The 18,308-nt window shown below is 44.0% G+C and carries 18 protein-coding genes; 7 read left to right on the top strand and 11 right to left on the bottom strand.

Features of this window, described 5'->3' with window-relative positions:
- Positions 1–42 precede the first annotated feature (42 nt).
- Positions 43–981: an amidohydrolase family protein gene (locus tag ACFPFU_RS18730; RefSeq protein WP_377066912.1), complete on the top strand. Its 939-nt coding sequence runs from the start codon at positions 43–45 to the stop codon at positions 979–981.
- Between the two features lie 55 nt (positions 982–1,036).
- Positions 1,037–2,455: a Gfo/Idh/MocA family protein gene (locus ACFPFU_RS18725; RefSeq protein ID WP_377066910.1), complete on the top strand. Its 1,419-nt coding sequence runs from the start codon at positions 1,037–1,039 to the stop codon at positions 2,453–2,455.
- Between the two features lie 115 nt (positions 2,456–2,570).
- Here ACFPFU_RS18725 and ACFPFU_RS18720 read toward each other — a convergent pair whose 3' ends face one another.
- The 3 genes from ACFPFU_RS18720 to ACFPFU_RS18710 are packed head-to-tail and all read right to left on the bottom strand — an operon-like array spanning position 2,571 to position 5,374.
- The gene (locus tag ACFPFU_RS18720; protein WP_377066908.1) at positions 2,571–3,611 is read right to left on the bottom strand and encodes a vWA domain-containing protein; all 1,041 of its coding nucleotides are present in this window, start codon (positions 3,609–3,611) and stop codon (positions 2,571–2,573) included.
- Positions 3,604–4,503: a hypothetical protein gene (locus tag ACFPFU_RS18715; protein WP_377066906.1), complete on the bottom strand. Its 900-nt coding sequence runs from the start codon at positions 4,501–4,503 to the stop codon at positions 3,604–3,606. Before ACFPFU_RS18715 ends, ACFPFU_RS18720 begins: the two co-directional genes overlap by 8 nt.
- Positions 4,496–5,374, bottom strand: a complete 879-nt coding sequence (locus ACFPFU_RS18710; RefSeq protein WP_377066904.1) for a DUF58 domain-containing protein — start codon at positions 5,372–5,374, stop codon at positions 4,496–4,498. Before ACFPFU_RS18710 ends, ACFPFU_RS18715 begins: the two co-directional genes overlap by 8 nt.
- A gap of 108 nt (positions 5,375–5,482) precedes the next feature.
- On the opposite strand from ACFPFU_RS18710, the gene ACFPFU_RS18705 reads away from it, so the two are divergent.
- Together ACFPFU_RS18705 and ACFPFU_RS18700 are read left to right on the top strand one after the other, a co-directional pair.
- Complete coding sequence (locus ACFPFU_RS18705; protein WP_377066902.1) at positions 5,483–5,821, top strand: DUF4296 domain-containing protein; 339 nt, start codon at positions 5,483–5,485, stop codon at positions 5,819–5,821.
- On the top strand, positions 5,822–8,215 hold the full coding sequence (locus tag ACFPFU_RS18700; protein ID WP_377066900.1) for an endonuclease MutS2: 2,394 nt from the start codon (positions 5,822–5,824) through the stop codon (positions 8,213–8,215).
- Positions 8,216–8,238: 23 nt separating this feature from the next.
- On the opposite strand, the gene ACFPFU_RS18695 is transcribed toward ACFPFU_RS18700, so the two are convergent.
- Genes ACFPFU_RS18695 through ACFPFU_RS18665 form a run of 7 tightly spaced genes read right to left on the bottom strand, consistent with a single transcriptional unit; the run spans position 8,239 to position 14,347 of the window.
- A complete protein-coding gene (locus ACFPFU_RS18695) occupies positions 8,239–8,670 on the bottom strand; it encodes a nuclear transport factor 2 family protein (protein ID WP_377066898.1) in 432 nt (143 codons plus the stop codon).
- A 4-nt stretch (positions 8,671–8,674) separates the two neighbouring features.
- Entirely contained in the window at positions 8,675–9,160 is a 486-nt protein-coding gene (locus tag ACFPFU_RS18690) for a hypothetical protein (protein ID WP_377066896.1), read from the bottom strand.
- Between the two features lie 50 nt (positions 9,161–9,210).
- A complete protein-coding gene (locus ACFPFU_RS18685; RefSeq protein WP_377066894.1) occupies positions 9,211–9,846 on the bottom strand; it encodes an ABC transporter ATP-binding protein in 636 nt (211 codons plus the stop codon).
- 1 nt (position 9,847) lies between these two features.
- On the bottom strand, positions 9,848–10,627 hold the full coding sequence (lpxA, locus tag ACFPFU_RS18680) for an acyl-ACP--UDP-N-acetylglucosamine O-acyltransferase (RefSeq protein WP_377066891.1): 780 nt from the start codon (positions 10,625–10,627) through the stop codon (positions 9,848–9,850).
- Positions 10,624–12,018 (bottom strand): bifunctional UDP-3-O-[3-hydroxymyristoyl] N-acetylglucosamine deacetylase/3-hydroxyacyl-ACP dehydratase, encoded by a 1,395-nt coding sequence (locus tag ACFPFU_RS18675; RefSeq protein ID WP_377066889.1) that lies wholly within the window; start codon positions 12,016–12,018, stop codon positions 10,624–10,626. Before ACFPFU_RS18675 ends, lpxA begins: the two co-directional genes overlap by 4 nt.
- A 47-nt stretch (positions 12,019–12,065) precedes the next feature.
- Positions 12,066–13,088, bottom strand: a complete 1,023-nt coding sequence (gene lpxD, locus ACFPFU_RS18670) for a UDP-3-O-(3-hydroxymyristoyl)glucosamine N-acyltransferase (protein WP_377066887.1) — start codon at positions 13,086–13,088, stop codon at positions 12,066–12,068.
- A 17-nt stretch (positions 13,089–13,105) separates the two neighbouring features.
- On the bottom strand, positions 13,106–14,347 hold the full coding sequence (locus ACFPFU_RS18665) for an HD domain-containing protein (RefSeq protein ID WP_377066885.1): 1,242 nt from the start codon (positions 14,345–14,347) through the stop codon (positions 13,106–13,108).
- 52 nt (positions 14,348–14,399) lie between these two features.
- Between ACFPFU_RS18665 and porX the strand changes: the two genes are divergently transcribed.
- Genes porX through ACFPFU_RS18650 form a run of 3 tightly spaced genes read left to right on the top strand, consistent with a single transcriptional unit; the run spans position 14,400 to position 17,605 of the window.
- Entirely contained in the window at positions 14,400–15,953 is a 1,554-nt protein-coding gene (gene porX / locus ACFPFU_RS18660; RefSeq protein WP_377066883.1) for a T9SS response regulator signal transducer PorX, read from the top strand.
- A 7-nt stretch (positions 15,954–15,960) separates the two neighbouring features.
- Positions 15,961–16,410, top strand: a complete 450-nt coding sequence (gene tsaE, locus ACFPFU_RS18655) for a tRNA (adenosine(37)-N6)-threonylcarbamoyltransferase complex ATPase subunit type 1 TsaE (RefSeq protein WP_377066881.1) — start codon at positions 15,961–15,963, stop codon at positions 16,408–16,410.
- The gene (locus tag ACFPFU_RS18650; RefSeq protein ID WP_377066879.1) at positions 16,385–17,605 is read left to right on the top strand and encodes an alanine dehydrogenase; all 1,221 of its coding nucleotides are present in this window, start codon (positions 16,385–16,387) and stop codon (positions 17,603–17,605) included. The genes tsaE and ACFPFU_RS18650 overlap by 26 nt, the downstream gene beginning before the upstream one ends.
- On the opposite strand, the gene ACFPFU_RS18645 is transcribed toward ACFPFU_RS18650, so the two are convergent.
- The gene (locus ACFPFU_RS18645; protein ID WP_377066877.1) at positions 17,602–18,066 is read right to left on the bottom strand and encodes a response regulator; all 465 of its coding nucleotides are present in this window, start codon (positions 18,064–18,066) and stop codon (positions 17,602–17,604) included. The genes ACFPFU_RS18650 and ACFPFU_RS18645 overlap by 4 nt on opposite strands.
- Positions 18,067–18,308 lie beyond the last annotated feature (242 nt).

The raw sequence follows: 18,308 nt of genomic DNA, 5'->3' as shown, positions 1-18,308 counted from the left end.
ACAGGCGGTTGTAGAATCCAGACAGAAGGGGAAAAAAAGAACATGGACAAACGAACCTTTTTAAAAACCGGCGCCCTATCGGCATTGGGCCTAGGCTTGGTGCCCCAGGGGGTGCTTTCTCTTTCTCGTTTTAAAAGCCATCAGGAGATTCCCGTGACAGACACCCATTTACATTTATGGGATCTGTCCAAAATGGATTATCCATGGCTTAAAGATGCGGGTGCACCACTTGAAAGAAATTTTCTCCTTCCTGATTACCATCGTGCAATAAAAGGCACCCCCGTATCAAAAATGGTTTTTGTGGAATGCGCCCGTTTGCCGGAGCAGTATTTACAGGAAGTGGATTGGGTAACTGAGCAGGCGCAGAGGGATAAACGGATCAAAGGGATGGTGGCTTACTTCCCTCTGGAGAAGGGAAAAGAAAGCCAAAAGGATCTCGAGACATTAACTGAGAGAAAAATAGTGAGGGGGATACGGAAAGGTGTATCCTCTGAATTGATGGCTGACAGTGGTTTTTGCAAAGCCGTAAAGATGTTGTCCGGTTTGGAACTGAGTTATGACCTGAACATATCGGCTCCATTGATGAAGGACGCGTTGGATTTTGTGAAAAAGTTTCCAGACCTGTTGTTCGTTTTGGATCATGTGGGCAATCCTGACATTAAGGGCGGCCAATTCACGGAATGGGCAAAGTACATGAGCGCTTTTTCAGAACTGGACAACGTTACCTGTAAAATAAGCGGCATGATCACCAAGGCTGATCCTCGAAACGATCGAGTGGATGACCTTTTACCCTATTTCGATCATGTGATGACCTCTTTCGGGACCAATCGGGTAATTTATGGAGGAGATTGGCCGGTCGTATTAAGGGCGGGGAGCTACCATAAATGGATCAGCACATTCTTAAAACTATGTAAAAACTTATCCATAGATGAAAAAAGAAAACTATATTACCTGAATGCAGAACGTATTTACAGGATCTGATCTACCGGAAACTTATATTGAAGATTTAAGATAATAACTCAATAATTCATTCAAGATGCTTGAAAATAAAAACAAAAGCGACGTTTCGCGCAGGGATTTTATAAGAACTTCATCATTATCTGCTGCCGGTTTTTTCATCGTCCCCCGGTTTGTGTTGGGGGGCAAGGATTACATAGCTCCCAGTGATAAGGTCAATATAGGCATGATAGGTGTAGGAGGGAAAGGCCGTCAGAATGCGGAAGACCTTATGAAGCTGGACGATGTGCAGCTTACGGCGATCGCAGATCCGGGAGAATACTGGGATTTGGCTGAATTTTATTATCGATCTTTGGCAGGCAGAGGCCCGGTAAAAAAACTGATAGAAGGGCATTACGGTCAAAAATCAGAAAATTATAAAGTCCGGGAGTACCGGGATTTTAGGGAAATGCTTGAAAAGGAAACCGGCTTGGACGCCGTTTGCTGTTCCACACCTGATAATACCCATGCTTTTATCACCTATATGGCGATGAAGGCCGGTAAGCATGTGTATTGTGAAAAGCCCCTTACCCACAATATCTGGGAAGCCCGAATGATCAAGAAATTGACAGAAGAAACCGGTTTAGCCACACAAATGGGCAATGTCGGACACAGTACAGACGGCATCCGGGAAACAGTGGAATTCCTAAGGGGTGGTGTGATAGGACAGGTAAAGGAAACCTATTCATGGGTACCGGCTACCCGTTGGATTCCGGAGATCACCGGTGAACCGCAGAAAGGAACCAAGAAACCAAAAGGTTTTGACTGGGATTTATGGCTGGGTCCGAGCGTCTATAGGCCTTATCATGAATGGTATACTCCGGTGACCTGGAGGGATTTTTGGGACTTTGGCTGTGGGGCCTTGGGAGATTTTGGTTGCCACGACATGGACGCAGCCACCTGGGCATTTGAATTAGGCCATCCCGAAGCCATAGAAGTCTTTCCCGCCGGGTTCAGTGATGAGGCCATCACGCCTTACGGTGAAATAGGATATTATCATTTCAAAGAAAACAATACCGGTAAGCCCATAAAGCTTACCTGGTACTCCGGGGGACTTAGGCCACCTCTCCATGAAGCCCTGCCTGCTGATTATCAGTGGCCACGCCGGGGTACGATGTTTATCGGGGAAAAGGGCATTATTGTCAATGAAGGAGGGAATCGCGCCCCAAAAGTATTTCCTGAGCAGTTGGCGAAGACCATAACCCCTCCCAAAGCCACCATTCCCAGATCTAATGGCCATTTTCGGGACTGGGTAGATGCTATCAAAGGAGGGCCGGCGGCCAGTGCAAATTTCGAATACGGAGCCCATTTGACAGAAATCACCCTATTGGGGGTACTCTCCCTGAGATTGGGGGGAAGAAAGATATTCTGGGATGCGGAAAACCTCAAAGCAAAAGGATTACCTGAGGCAGATGTTTACATCAAAGAGCCGGTAAGAGAGGGCTGGGAAATGACATAGTCTTTTCATTATAAAGACGGTTGGTCTGAATGATCAAAAGGCAAAAAGGGACTGATTTTTCCTTTTGCTTTTTTTAAGAGCGGGGGTTTTCCCCTGAATATGAAATAGGAAGGAATCAGTCCAACAGAAAATTGTTGATAAATGTGCTTTTGAGTCCCATCCAGGCAAAGAAAAACAAAACCCCCCAAAATAAGTAGGCTCTATAATAATCCAGCGTTTCTTTATAACGGGATTCGATGATTTCTGCCTTTTCCAGTTCATCAATCCGGTCAAAGATATTTTCCAGGGTAGAATCATCGGATGCCCGGAAAAATTCGCCATTGGCTATCCTGGCAATATCCCTTAAAGTGGTTTCGTTCAGATAACTTTCAATCATTTGAGGTCTCCCAAAAAAGTCGGTCCCATAAGGAACCATTCCATCTTTGCCCACGGCGATGGTATATATTTTTATTTCCATGGCAGCGGCTAGTTGCGCGGCAAAAACAGGATCCACGTTGCCTGCGTTGTTGTCCCCGTCGCTTAAGAGCACCATGACCTTGGACTTGGATTCTGATTCTCTCATCCTGTTGGTAGCCGTAGACACAGCGCTGCCAATAGCGGTTCCTTTTGCGTCCATCATGTTAAAGGAGATGTCCTGGATCAGATCGGTCAGGAGTTCATAATCCGTTGTAAGCGGCGCAAGGGAATATGCCTCACCGGAAAAGATGATGATTCCTATCCGGTCTCCTTGGCGCCCATTGATGAAATCAATGGCAGTTTCTTTGGCGGCCTCCAATCTGTTGGGTGTGAAGTCCTGTAAATCCATGGATTCGGAAATATCCAAAACCAGCATGATGTCTATGCCTTCCGTGAATTGTTCCACTTTTTCATTGGTCCTTTGTGGTCTGGCCAAGGCGACAACGACCATCCACAATGCCAATAAGAAAAAGAACGTAGGGATAAGTCTTAGATACGTCCAGGGGTTTTTTCTGGGAACCATTCTGGGGATGGAAAGTTCAAGGGCAGGCTTTTTTAATATTTTGATAAATTTCCTTATCAAAAGGATAAGGGGAACAAGCCACAGGAGATGGAGAATCCAGAGGTTTTCCCATTCATAAGACCGGAATGTATCCGGCGTAAACCAACTCCATGAAATATAGGAAGAGATTTCATTCATGGTCATGGATATTTTTTAGTTTTTCTTCTAACAAGCTGTTGGACACCTGCAACAGGTTTTCACAGGCAACATGGACGTCTTCGGTTATCCTGTTGGCATAAATAATTAATTCTATTTTTCTGAAGTCATTCAAAATGTCCTGGTTATGCAAGTGCTTTGAAATCTCCGTGGCCGTCCATTCTTTGTATGGTCTCCCAGTGAGTTTTTCAAGATAACCCTTCCACAACCCAAGTAGTTCGTCTGCCCCATCCACGGTAGGCTGTTTCACCAGGTTTTTTTTGGCCAAATCCCACCTTTCCACAAACCTTCTCCAGCGTCTTCTTTCCCAATAGGCCTTCCATTTGTTTGTGATTGTTTTTCCAAAGAAGTATACCAGCGTTAAAGCCACTATCAGGAAGGCAACCAGCGCCACAATCAAATATGGATAGTTAAAGGGCTGATTTATTTTCTGATAACTGTTGGTTTCCTGGAAAGTCAGCACATCGGGTATTTCGTCAATGGTCAGTTTCAGGATAAGTTCTGCCTCTTCCGGGTAGTGGCTGATGCTGTCATACCGTAAAATTTCATATACGGGCAGCCTGAATTTCCTGACAGGGTCCAGTGAGAAATTGGACAAATAGTAGACGGCACTGTCTTGGGTGATCCCTTCTTCCGTAAAGGAAGGATAAGACTCTTTTCCCAAAAATTCCATCGTTCCAAAATTATAAGTGGAATCCGGGAAAAGTACGGGCAGCGAACTGGGATATTTTGCTTTCAATACATAAGTGACGCGCTCGCCAAGCATGGCGGAATCCTGCCGAAAGTACCCTTGGACTTCTATCTCCTGTGGAAAACCATTCAGATAAAGTAAAGTGCTTAAAAATATGACCAACAAAATCCTGATATTATCCACGCTTCATGGTTTTATTTCTGGTTTTGAATAATTCCATTAAAGGTAAAACGATGTCCTGTCTGGTATCGATCTGTAGATAGTTGATCTGATTTTTTTTGCATAAATTCGCTAAGTTGTTTCTTTCCAGGTTAAAAGTAGAGGAAATTTTTCGGGAAAAGCCTCCAAAAGCCGTATTGACCCAGGTTATTTTCCCTTCTTCTTTGTCATATATAGGGACTATACCCAATGAGGGAAGTGCGGATTCAATAGGGTCGGTGATCTGAATCGCCACCAAGTCGTGTTTGTCGGCCAAGGCCTTGAAAGGTTTTTCATACTCTTCATCAATAAAATCCGATATGACAATTACAATGCTCCTTTTTTTGATGAGGTTCAGACAGAAAGTAAACATCCCTTTCAGATCGGTTTTAAGAGATTTATTGGTATGGTTAAATATGCCCTTTATGATTTTTACCGCCTGTCTGATCCCTTTTCCCGGAAGAATGATCTTTTCCTTTTCGTTTGAATAACTGATAAGCCCCACCTGACTCCCTTCATAGGTGGCAGCCAAAGCCAAAACCCCCGCGATCTCCTTCCCCACATCGATTTTTTTGCGCTCTTTGTTGCCGATATCCTGGGATGCGCTGATGTCCAAAAGAAAATACACCGACTGATCTTTGTCTTCTTTGAAAGTTTTCACAAAAGTACCATGTCCCTTCGCAGATACTTTCCATTCGATGGTCCGGATGTCATCGCCGTATTGATAAGGTCTCAGATCGTCAAATTCCAGGCCCGCACCTTTAAAAATGGACTGATAATCCCCCTGAAGGTGGTTGTTGGCCACTTTACGGAGCATGATTTCGTACTTTCTAAGCTTTTTTATCAGTTGGTTCATTTTCTCAAAACAGAACAGAGGCTTAAATTTAGCAGTCTCCGTCGAATAATAAAACGACTTGCCCCTTACTTATTGTCAAAATTCCATCGAAATAGGTAATTTTGAATTGTGAAAAAATACTTGATCCTATTTTCCTGTCTTCTTTTGGCCCTGTCCTGTGGCCGTAACAGGCCCCCGGAGGGGATCCTTACGGAAGACGAAATGGTCTCCATCCTGGTGGACATCCATATGGCCGAAGGTTTTGTGCAGTCCTTGTCCATTCCCTATGACTCCTCCAAAAAACTGTATCCCGTGTTGGAAAAGGAGATTTTTGAAAAATATGAAATTACCGACAGCACGTACATTGCAAGTTTGAAGTACTATTTAAGGGATGCGGCAAAAATGGAAGCATTCTATGAAAGAACGATCGATTCACTTGCTGTTAGAGAAAAAAGAGCCCAACAATAAATGAGGTTATACCCCCACAATTTAGAGGAAAAAATAAACTTTGATAAGATAAAATCCTTGATCAAAGAGGAGTGTAGCAGCTCTCTGGGAGCTGATTTTGTGGACAAAGTAACATTTTCCAAGGACACGCGCCTCCTGACCAAACTGCTGGAACAAACCGAGGAGTTCCGGCAGATCCTTATTTCCGGGGAATCTTTCCCTTCTACTCATTTTATCAATATTTATCCCTATTTGGAGAAAGCCAAAATAGAGGGGACCTACTTATATGAGGAAGAGTTTCACGAAGTCAGGCTCGGGTTAAAAACATTGGCTGGCTGTGTGTTTTTCCTTAACAAGCACCATGAGGAATACCCTCAACTATTCCAACTGTTGGGGATGGTTTCGGAGGACCTTAGCCTGGTAAGGGATATCGAGAAGGTGTTGGATGAAAAAGGAAAAATAAAAAACAATGCCACCCTGGAACTAAATCTTATCCGCACCCAACTGGTGTTTGAGGGGAACCGGCTGAGGAAGGTATTGGACAGCATATACAGGGCAGCCAAAGCACAGGGGTTTACACCGGAAGATGCGTCCATAACGATCAGGGGAGGGAGGATGGTCATTCCTGTTTTGGCAGAGTATAAAAGAAGAATAAAAGGATTTATCCACGACGAGTCGGCCACCGGCCAGACCATTTACCTGGAGCCCGCTGAAGTGCTTGACATCAACAACGAAATCAAGGACTTGGAATACATGGAAAGGAGGGAGGTCCAAAAGATTCTCACCAAACTGACGGACACTTTGCGTGGGTATATTCCCGATCTCCGAAAGGCTTTCCATTTTTTGGGGATGATAGACTTTATCCGGGCCAAGGCCAGGTTTGCGCTGAAAACGGAAGGCTGCCTGCCGATTATTGAAAGAACCCGGACAATGGAGTGGATGAAGGCAAGGCACCCGCTTTTGGAGATGGCTTTGGTGCAGCAGCAAAAGAAAATCGTTCCGGTAAACATCCACCTGGATCATAACAGACGGTTGTTGGTGATTTCCGGTCCCAATGCAGGAGGCAAATCCGTTACCCTGAAAACGGTGGCTTTGATCCAATATATGTTTCAGTGTGGCTTGTTGGTGCCTATGGACCCCGGTTCCAAATGCTGTGTCTTTGACCAGTTTTTTATTGATATCGGTGATGAACAAAACATTGAAAATGATTTGAGTACCTACAGTTCACATTTGCTGAACATGAAGCATTTTACCCTGTTTGCCAATAAAAAGACAATTTTTTTCATTGATGAATTTGGGACAGGCACGGAACCCCAGTTTGGAGGGGCAATAGCCGAGGCCATCCTGATCGCTTTGAACAAATCAGGGGCGTACGGGATCATCACAACCCATTATGGTAACCTGAAGCAGTTGGCTTCGAAAAGCCACGGCTTGGTAAACGGTGCCATGCGGTACGATGTGGATCTTCTTGAGCCGTTGTATGAACTGGAAATAGGAAAGCCGGGGAGTTCATTTGCCTTTGAGATAGCAGGCAAAATCGGCATACCCAAGGACATTATTACCCACGCTAAGGCCCAGGTCGGCGAGACGAGGGTAAAATACGACAAACTGCTCTTGAAGGTGGAGAGTGAAAAGAACAAGTACGAGCAGCTATTGTCAGAGACTGAGAAAAAAGAAAAGCTTTTGGAAACAAGACTTAAGGAATATAATGCCCTTAAGGAAACCATGGAAAAAAGTCAGAAAAAGATCCTGAATGAAGCCAAATTACAAGCCAAGGCGCTTCTCGACGAAGCCAATAAGAAAATAGAAAGCACCATCAAATCCATTAAAGAACACAAAGCTGAAAAAGAGATTACCAGATCCCTTCGAAAAGACCTTGATCTGCATAAATCACAGCTTTTGCCGGATAAAAGTTTGCCCGAAGAACCGAAGGAAATCAGGGTAGTCAAAGGAGAAATCAAACCGGGAGATCAGGTAAGGGTCAAAGACAACGGGGCATTGGCAGAAGTCATTGGCATAAAGGGTCAGTCTGTCGAGATCATGATCGGGGAGCTGAAATCCAATGTAAAACTAAATCGTCTGGAGAAGATTTCCAATGCCTCCTTGAAAAAGGAAAAGAAAGCGCTGTCTAAAAGAAGCAGCTATGATACCACTTCGAAGATGTTGGATTTTTCGCCTAATCTGGATATCAGAGGAAAAAGAGGCGAAGAGGTCCTGCCCCTGTTACAGAATTTTGTTGATGAAGGCTATATGCTGGGTATGAAAGATCTGAAAGTGATCCATGGTAAAGGGGATGGCATTCTCAGGGACCTGACGAGAAACCTGCTCCGCCATATGCCGGTGATTGCCCATTTTGAGGATGAACATGTGGAAAGGGGAGGAGCGGGAGTCACGTTGATCCAGCTAAAGGAATAGTTTCTGAATTGGGATAAGGAATGTCAGCGTTTGAAGGCCTGACGGGCTACCAGCACCCAGTTTTTGCCTTTTTTCTGCCATACGGTAAGCACGCCGAGGTTTACATCGGCGGGGGAAGCACCCGCATTGTGGGTTTTACCGATGAGGTTGTGCCGGACGATTGCCAGATCCTTAATGATTTCAACAGTTTGATCCTCTAACTCAATCGCCGTGAAATTAGAGGTGCCGGACACCAGTGCTTCCACAAATTCCTCCTGGTTTTCTATCAGTCCATTGGAATGGCCGTAGGATAGTTTTTCAGAAGTAATGGCTTTTAGCCGGCTTGCTTCTCCACTGATCAGGGCCTCCCGTAGTTCACTTACTGCCAGTTCTACCGCAGCGGTCTCCTTGTTTTGGGCCATTCCCAGGGTACAGGTGAAAAGAAACAATGTCAGTGCGATTAAGTTTTTTATCATGGGTTTATTGTTTTAATTTGAGGTCAAAAATATAATAGCCTGCCAATGCCATCACCCTACTGTTTTCAGGAGCAGAAATGGTAAATTCCAACCGAAGGTTGTCTTGGTTTCTTGTAAAGGAGATTTCTTTGTTAGCGGCGGGTTGGTTTCCTGCCAGGATGATTTTATCAAAATTGTCACCCTCAAGATTCCAGTTGCCGCTTGCATCAAACAGCATTCCACCGCCGGAGGTGGTATAGGATCTTCCTGTATTATTGGCAATAAACCGCAATTCAAAATTAGCATAGTTGGCCGTCTCACTGCTGCCATCTTTGGTGACAGTACCTCCGTTGGCGACTGTCCAGGTCTGGCTTCCATCAGGCCCTGCCAGGCTTTCTGTGGCCAGCTGTTCAGCGGTTTTGGGCCCTATGCCATTATCGTCATCCTTGCAGGATAATAAGACCAGTCCTGCAAAAAAAAACACCCCTATGTATTTGAACCGGTTTTTCATAAAGTTGTAATATTAATAGCGATTGTAAAATTAATGAATTCCTTATCTATTCAAAGCGAAATTTTTTTTTTGTAGTCCTCCATACGTATCCTGTTTTGGCAGAAACCATATTCTCTGCTATCGTTAGAAGCGATGAGCACGCATTTGTGTTTGGTATGTTCCCGGATCATTTCCAAGTACCATGAGATACCCCGTTCATCAAGGTTCGAGGTGGGTTCATCCAGTAATACAAGGGATGCTTCGGAAAAAAAGCATATTCCCAATTTGAGACGCTGTTTCATGCCTGAAGAAAAATAGGAGATAGGCTTGTTTAGGGCCTGTTCCAGGTAAACCATGTCGACAAATTCCCGGAGGCTGGTATTTTCGCGGATTTTTTTAAACTTGAAATGAAAGTTAAGAAATTCTTTGAGTGTAAACTCCTCGGGGAGTTCCAAGTAAGGCGCGCTGATAACGATATGCCGGTAAAACTCAGCAGCCGGCACTTCATTTCCGCTCTTAAAGTAGGCCAGGCCTCCTTCGGTAAGCGGCATCTGACCGGCGATACATTTGATCAACGTGGACTTTCCGGACCCGTTGCTCCCGGTAATCGCCAGTTGCTGGCCAGGCCCAAGCTCCAAATCAAGGCAACGGAAAATCCATTCATGCTGGAATCTCTTTCCGGCTCCTTTTAGGTTCAGCAAAAACATCTTATTGGATATAGCCTTTCATCACGCCCCGTTCAGAAGACCGGATAAAATTCACAATTTCATCCCGTTCTTTGGTGGCGGGGAGGTTGATTTCGATTTCTTCCAGCGCCCTGCTGTTGTTCAGGCTGTTTAAAAAGAGGTAACGGTAGACCTCCTGGATCTGGCTGATGGTGTCACCTGAAAAGCCCCTCCTTCGCAATCCCAAGGAATTGACGCCGGCGTAACTCAAAGGTTCTCTGGCGGCCTTGGTAAAAGGGGGCACGTCTTTTCGGACCAGCGATCCTCCTGAGATCATGCTGTGCATGCCGATTTTCACAAACTGATGGATAGCGCTGCTGCCCCCTACAAAAGCCCAGTCGTCTATGGTGACGTGACCGGCCACTTGTACGGAATTGGCGATGATTACCTGATTGTGGATGATACAATCGTGGGCAATATGCACGTAAGCCATAAGAAGGCAGTTATTCCCTATTCTGGTGGTTTTTTTATCCAAGGTGCCCCGGTTGATGGTCACACACTCCCTGATGGTGGTATTGTCGCCGATCTCTACCAGAGAATCCTCACCCTGGAATTTAAGGTCTTGGGGGATAGCTGCGATAACAGCGCCCGGGAAAATCTTACAGTTTTTACCTATCCTTGCTCCCGGATAAATGGTTACGTTTGATCCGATCCATGTGCCTGTACCGACCTCCACATTTTTGTGTATAGTGGTAAACGGTTCCACAGTCACATCTTGACCCAGGTTTGCCTGCTCATGTATTTGGGATAACTTACTGATCATGCGTCTTTTCTTACGATGCTGGCAGTCATAACGGCCTCACATACCAAAGCATTGCCAACAAATGCTTCGCCTTTCATTTTTGCTATACCCCTTCGGATAGGGTTAAGTAACTCACACTTGAAAATTAACGTATCACCCGGGAGCACCATTTTCCTGAATTTGCAATTTTCAATACTAAGGAAGTAGGTCCAATAGTTTTCCGGGTCTTCAACGGTGCTCAGCACGAGAATTCCCCCCGTCTGTGCCATAGCTTCTACTTGTAAGACACCAGGCATGACCGGGTTGTTGGGGAAATGTCCCATAAAAAACGGTTCGTTTATGGTCACATTTTTCACGCCGGCAACTATTTTTTCATCCAGATAGATGATTTTATCCAACAATTGGAAGGGGTACCTGTGTGGGAGGATATTGCTGATTTGGTTGATATCCAGCACAGGAGGGGATTTGGGGTCATAATAGGGGATATGCATAGGTCCTGCTTTTTCCATGGCCCTTTTTATTTTCTTTGCAAAAGCGACGTTGGCGGCATGCCCTGGCCTTGCAGCCAGGATCTGTGCTTTTAGTGGTCTCCCCACCAAAGCAAGGTCACCAATGACATCCAACAGTTTGTGTCTGGCAGGCTCGTTTTTATACCTCAGTTCCACATTGTTCAATATTCCCTCTTTCTTGACCTCCACTTTCTGTTTGTTGAACATCTTGGCCAGATTGGAGAGTTCCTCCTCTTTCACTACCCTATCCACCACCACAATGGCATTGTTGAGGTCACCGCCTTTGATCAGGTTTTTTTGGTAGAGCATTTCAAGTTCATGCAGAAAGCAAAAAGTCCTGCAAGAAGCAATTTCGTTTTTAAACTGGCTGATGTCTGTGATGGAGGCATGCTGACTTCCCAATACAGGGGAGTTATAATCCACCATAACAGTGACCCTAAAGTCATCCAGGGGCAGGGCAGCCATTTCCACTTCTCTGGAGCTGTCCTTGTAATGGATGCTCTCGGGTACTTCGAAAAATCTTCTCAAAGCATTTTGTTCCTCCAATCCCGCCTCTTCCAATACGTCGATAAACTGGATGCTGCTTCCATCCAATATAGGGGGTTCCGGGCCGCTGAGTTGAATCAATACATTATCAATTTCCATTCCCACCAGTGCGGCAAGTACGTGTTCTACCGTAAAGACCCTGGCGCCACTTTGCTCCAAAGTGGTACCCCTGGACACATCGATAACGTTGTCCACATCAGCATCGATGATGGGCTGACCTTCAAGGTCCATGCGTTGGAATTTGTATCCATGGTTGGGTTTGGCAGGCACAAAAGTCATGGAAGCTTCGATCCCTGTATGTAGACCCACACCTGATAAGGTGACTTGTTTTTTGATGGTGTGTTGTTTTACTTTCATTAAAATTTTTAGCTATCAAGCGACAAAAATCCGAATAAAAGGCAAATTTATTGTTTTTTTTCCAGATCTTTTAATTTGCTCTGTAGAAGTGGTAATTTTTTGAATACCGCATAGGATTTCAAAAAATCCTTGATTTCAAATCCGATGAAGCCCAAAACGGTATGGCCTGGTTTGTCAATGGACTTGGATACGCCGGTATTGGCGCCAACGGTGGTCCTGTCGGCCAGTTTCACATGTCCCACAATTCCTGATTTTCCTGCCAATACACAGTTGCGGCCGATTTCAGATGATCCGGAGATTCCTGATTGGGCAGCAATAACGGTGTCCTCCCCGATTTTTGCATTATGGGCGATCTGTACCAGGTTGTCTATTTTCACTCCACGTCTGATGATGGTGGAACCCATAGTAGCACAGTCAATGGTGGTGTTGGCCCCTATACTTACATCATCTTCAATGATAACGTTCCCCAGTTGGGGTATGTTTTTGTAAGTACCGTCTGACTGGGGGGCAAAACCAAACCCATCAGAACCCACTACCGCGCCGGCAAAAAACTCGCAGTTATTGCCTATTTGACTCTGCTTCATGATTTTTACGCCGGGATGGAAAACACAGTTATCCCCTATGGTCACTTGGTCACCGATATATACCTGAGGATGTATTTGGACATTGTTTCCAATTTTGCAGTTTTTGCCGATATAAGAGAAAGCGCCACGATAAGCATTTTCTCCCATGGAACTGGTGCTGTCTATATAGGAGGGCTCTTCTACGCCGACAAGCTGGGTAGTTTTTGAGTCCCCATAGATTTCCAGTAACCTGGTAAAACCCGAATAAGCATCTTTAACCCGGATCAGGATGGCCTGTACTTCTTTTTGTGGCTCGAAATCTTCCGACACTATAATCGCTGAACAGCCAGTTGTATATAGATAAGGTTCATATTTTGGGTTAGACAAAAAACTGATACCTCCCGGACTCCCTTCCTGAATTTTATCCAGCTTATATATTTTCTGAGAACCATCACCTTCTACCCTTCCGTTCAAAAGTTGAGCTATTTGATTGATGGTGAATTCCATTTAATTTGGTTTTAAAATTATCGTAAAGTTAATTTTTTAGCATGACAAGCATAATATTTTTTTACAATTTTGCTCATTGCCTTGATATTTGGCAGGTCCGCGGCCTGGGCCACGTCCATCACTTCTCCTTTTTTTGTGAGTATCCATATTTTGTCTTTGGCCACATAGGCGTGGTTACTGATATCTCCTGAGGAAAAAAAATAGGGAAGTTCATGTTCGGGAATGAGCAACTGTTGTATGACTTTTGTCCGCATGGATGACAGAATGTCAGGGGAAAAGGGCTGGTTTACCAATTTTATTTTAAATAAGTTTCTGGAGAGAAACATATTGGAAATCTCCCGCAGCACATGGTCTTCATGGTTTTTCCACAGTTTAATGGCTCCCCAAATATCAAAATCGTCCAGTCTGGAAAAAATGTCCAACAAATCGGATGATTCAGCAAAATCCCTTTGTCTGACTTCTCTGCTGAGCAGGTAAACCAATTCTTCCGATCCGTTCAATCGTGTGCCGGACTGGGTCAGGTGTTTGGCCCTCAAGATGAGGTTGATGAGCATTTTTTCAGCACAGAGCGTGGTTTTATGCAGGTATACCTGCCAATACATGAGCCGGCGAGCGCTCAGGAAATTCTCAATGCTGTAAATACCTTTTTCTTCAATGACCACATGGTCATTGACGATGTTCATCATTTTGATGATTCTGTCCGCGCCGATGGTACCTTCGGACACCCCCGTGAAAAAGCAGTCCCTTTGTAGGTAATCCAACCTGTCTATATCCAATTGGCTCGAAACAAGCTGATGGAAAAAATTTCTTTCGTAATTTCCCGTAAATATCGCTTTTGCAAGTGAAAGTTGGCCACCAAATTGCTTGTTCAATATATCAAAGAACAGCAGTGACAATGATTCATGGTGAATATCCCTCAAGATGATGGATTCCAGCGCATGTGAAAAAGGGCCATGCCCGATGTCATGCAAAAGAATGGCGATTAACGCCGCTTCGTATTCATTGTCAGCGATTTCTACACCTTTGTTTCTTAAATGGTCCAAGGTAACACTCATCAGGTGCATGGCACCAATAGCATGGTGAAATCGTGTATGGAGTGCGCCGGGATATACCATGTCGGTCAAACCTAGCTGCCTGATTCTGCGTAACCTTTGGAAGTATGGGTGGTCTATAACAGCAAAAATAAGTTCACTTGGAATATTGATAAACCCATATACCGGGTCATTGATTATCTTTTGGCTTTTCAATGTCCTGATCATTAGAGGATATTTGCCAAAAGTAACCAATCTTAGAAAAATTAAACCAATAAAAATGCAAAAATTCAAAATATTGTGGGCGGATGACGAAATAGATCTTCTAAAGCCCCATATACTCTTTCTGAAGGAAAAAGGATATGATATCATCACTGTGAACAGCGGGCTCGATGCAGTAGAAAAGGTTGAGGAGCAAAATTATGATGTGGTCTTTTTGGACGAAATGATGCCGGGAATGACCGGGCTGGAGACCCTCCAGCAAATCAAATCCCTCAAGCCCCAGATCCCGGTGGTGATGATCACAAAAAGTGAGGAAGAACATATTATGGATGACGCGATAGGGGCCAAGATTGCGGATTATCTTATCAAACCTATCAACCCCAACCAGATTTTGCTTTCCGTAAAAAAAATCCTTCAAAATAAGCAGTTGATCAGTGAAAAGACCAATTTGTCATACCAACAGGACTTCAGAAACATCAGCATGGCTTACAATGATGCCATCAGTCATGATGAGTGGGCGGAGATCTATAAGAAACTTACTTATTGGGAACTGGAGATTGACGAGACAGAAAATAAGAGCATGCAGGAGGTATTGGAAACCCAAAAAGTGGAAGCCAATTCCAATTTTGCACGGTTTATCAAGGAAAATTACCTGGACTGGCTGAACGAACCCAATATCGACAAACCCGTCCTGTCCCATCAGGTGATGAAGGAGATGGTTTTCCCCAAGGTGAAAGCGGGCCGTCCGCTTTTCTTTATTGTTATCGACAATCTCAGGTTGGATCAATGGGAGGTGATAGAAACCCAGTTAAGGGATTATTTTGTGATTCATCAGGACAATACTTACTACAGTATTTTGCCCACCACCACCGCTTACGCGAGGAACGCGCTTTTTAGCGGCATGATGCCTTTGGATATGGCCAAGTTCCATCCGGATCTATGGGAGGGGGAAGAGACCGATGAAGGGAAAAACAACAATGAAGAGGAATTTTTAAAGGTCAATTTGAAAAAGAACAGGATGAATATTAAATCCAATTATCATAAAATCCTTCAGACCAACCAAGGTAAGGCTGTGCTGGAACAATTTCCCAACCTCCTTAAAAATGATCTGAACGTGTTGGTGTATAATTTTGTGGATATGATGTCCCATGCGCGGACCGACATGAAAATGATCAGGGAACTGGCCCCCAATGAATCGGCCTATAGGTCATTGACCGCGAGCTGGTTTTTGCATTCCTCTTTGTTTGAACTCTTCAAAAAAATCAGTGATGCCGGGGCGGATGTGATTGTAACCACGGACCATGGAACCAAGAGAGTAAACAAACCTTACAAAATTATCGGAGACAGAAATGTAACCACAAACCTGCGGTACAAGCAGGGCAAAAACCTTAACTTTGAATCCGGGAAGGTGTTTGAGGTCAACAAGCCCGACCTCGCCAAACTACCTAAAGTGAATATATCTTCCAGTTATGTATTCGCGGTTGAGGATTACTTCTTTGCTTATCCCAATAATTATAATTATTATGTAAACTATTATAAAGATACTTTTCAGCATGGTGGAGTATCTCTGGAAGAAGTGATTGTTCCTATTGTTCATCTGCAGCCAAAATGATCGATATTTGAAAAAAATTATATGTAATCACCTTGAGGAAATTTCTCAATCCGCCAAATTAGTTATAGATTTATGCAAAGATCTGAACGTATGGGTTTTTAAAGGTGAGTTGGGAGCCGGGAAAACTACACTTATTAAGGCGATAGCCGAACAGCTGGGCGTTGTTGACCCTGTGACAAGTCCCACATTTTCTATTGTAAATGAATACGAGAATAAAGGCGGAGACAGAATTTTCCATTTTGATTTTTATAGAATAGAGGATGCTATGGAAGCATGGGAAATCGGATTGGATGAGTATTTTTATAGTGGTAACTATTGCTTTGTGGAATGGGCGGAGAAGGTTCCTGAATTTATTCCTGATGAATTTGCTTTTGTGGAAATCCTGAGAAAAGATCAGGAAAAAAGAGAAATAATGGTTAAAATCATTAAAGATGGTAGCAGAAACGGGATTCACTAAGATTGCCAAAGAATCCGGGGTATATACCCAAGAGTCGCTGGCAAGGATAAGGAAAAAAGGCAGCTCGGTTTTGATAGGGATCCCCAGAGAGATTGCGGACCAGGAAAAAAGGGTCGTGCTTACGCCGGAAGCTGTGGGATTATTGGTGAATAACGGCCAAGAGGTCTTCGTGGAAACCAATGCAGGAAAAGAGGCAAAATTCAGTGATAAAGATTATTCAGATGCGGGCGCAAAGGTTGTTTCTTCGCCGCAGGAGGTATTTGATGTGGAGGTGGTATTAAAGGTGGAGCCGCCGACTTTGGAAGAGATAGGTTACATGAGACAAGGCGCATGTCTCATTTCGGCCCTTCAGCTGGGCAAACAAAATGCCGAATTCATCCAAGCGCTTAATAAAAAGAAAATCACAGCTGTCGCCTTTGAAAATCTCGAAGATAAAGTAGGCGGAATGCCCGTGGTAAGGGCTATGAGTGAAATAGCGGGCAGTACCGTAATGCTTATTGCAGCGGAATATCTCAGCAGCGTAAATGAAGGTAAGGGACTGATTATGGGAGGGATTACCGGTGTGCCTCCTACGCAAGTCGTGATCATCGGGGCGGGTACAGTAGCCGAATATGCGGCCCGTACTGCCCTGGGGCTGGGGGCAAACATCAAAATTTTTGACAATCACATCTATAAACTACGGCGGATCAAGCAGCTTATCGGCCAACAGGTGTTTACTTCTACAATAGACAATTATATTTTAGGACATGCCTTAAAGGAAGCGGATGTGGTCATCGGGGCTTTGCGGGCAGAAAAAGGGCGGTCTAAAATTGTAGTTCCAGAAGAAATGGTCGGGCAGATGATGGAAGGCAGCATCATCATCGATGTAAGCATAGACCAGGGCGGATGTATTGAGACCTCGGAGATGACTTCACACGAAGAGCCCACTTACGTAAAACACGGCGTGATCCATTATTGTGTTCCGAATATTGCTTCCCGGGTATCCCGCACCGCTTCATTTTCCTTAAGCAATATTTTTACCCCGATTTTACTGCAAATGGCAGACCTGGGAGGGGCTGAGGAGATGATTTTCAACTATAAATGGTTTATGAAGGGCGTATACACTTACAGAGGTAGCCTTACCAATGCCCACTTGGGGAGGAAATTTCATATGGCCCACAAAGAATTACAGCTTCTATTGGCGGCGAGGTACTAAGACAGCAGATTCTGTCTCAGCAGAAATTCAAGCTGGTCATTCGCTTTCAAAAGGCTGTCTGTTAATTGTTTGTTTTCCTTTCTCAAAGAGTATACCTCATAGGCGTTTTTAACCACCGTTCTTAGATAATCCTCTTCCCAGGGTTTGGTCAAATAGTGATAGACCTTACCCTTGTTGATGGCATCAATTACAGCTTGAATATCGGTATACCCCGTCAGCAGTATCCGCATGGGGTCCGGATGCATAGGGATGATGGATTCAAGAAAATCAACCCCATTCTCTTCCGGCATTCTTTGGTCAGTGATGATGATATCAATGTCTTCCTGAAGGAGGATTTCCCTACCTTCGTTTGCAGATTCAGCCAGAAAAATTTTATAATCCCTCCTGAATGTAGCCTTAAAAGCTTTCAGGTTGTTTACCTCATCGTCAACGTAAAGTACCCTGATTTTTTCTCGTTCCATGATATAAATATCGTAATAACCCTTCGAAATTTAAAGAATGATTCCTAAAATTTGATTTTAAAGAAATTATTAATCTTATTCAATAATTGTTTGTTAGTTTAGCTATTATATCTTAAACTTCAAAAATTTATTTTATTCTCCATTATCATGTATTTGAATATCAAAAAACAGTAATTGAATAAAATGGAAAAAGATGTGTTTGTTTATAAACTCAAAAATATAACTTTACCGAATTATCACCC

This window comes from Negadavirga shengliensis (assembly GCF_042652345.1).
In the GTDB taxonomy this organism is placed as follows: domain Bacteria; phylum Bacteroidota; class Bacteroidia; order Cytophagales; family Cyclobacteriaceae; genus Negadavirga; species Negadavirga shengliensis.
This window is presented reverse-complemented; position numbering and strand designations above follow the sequence as displayed.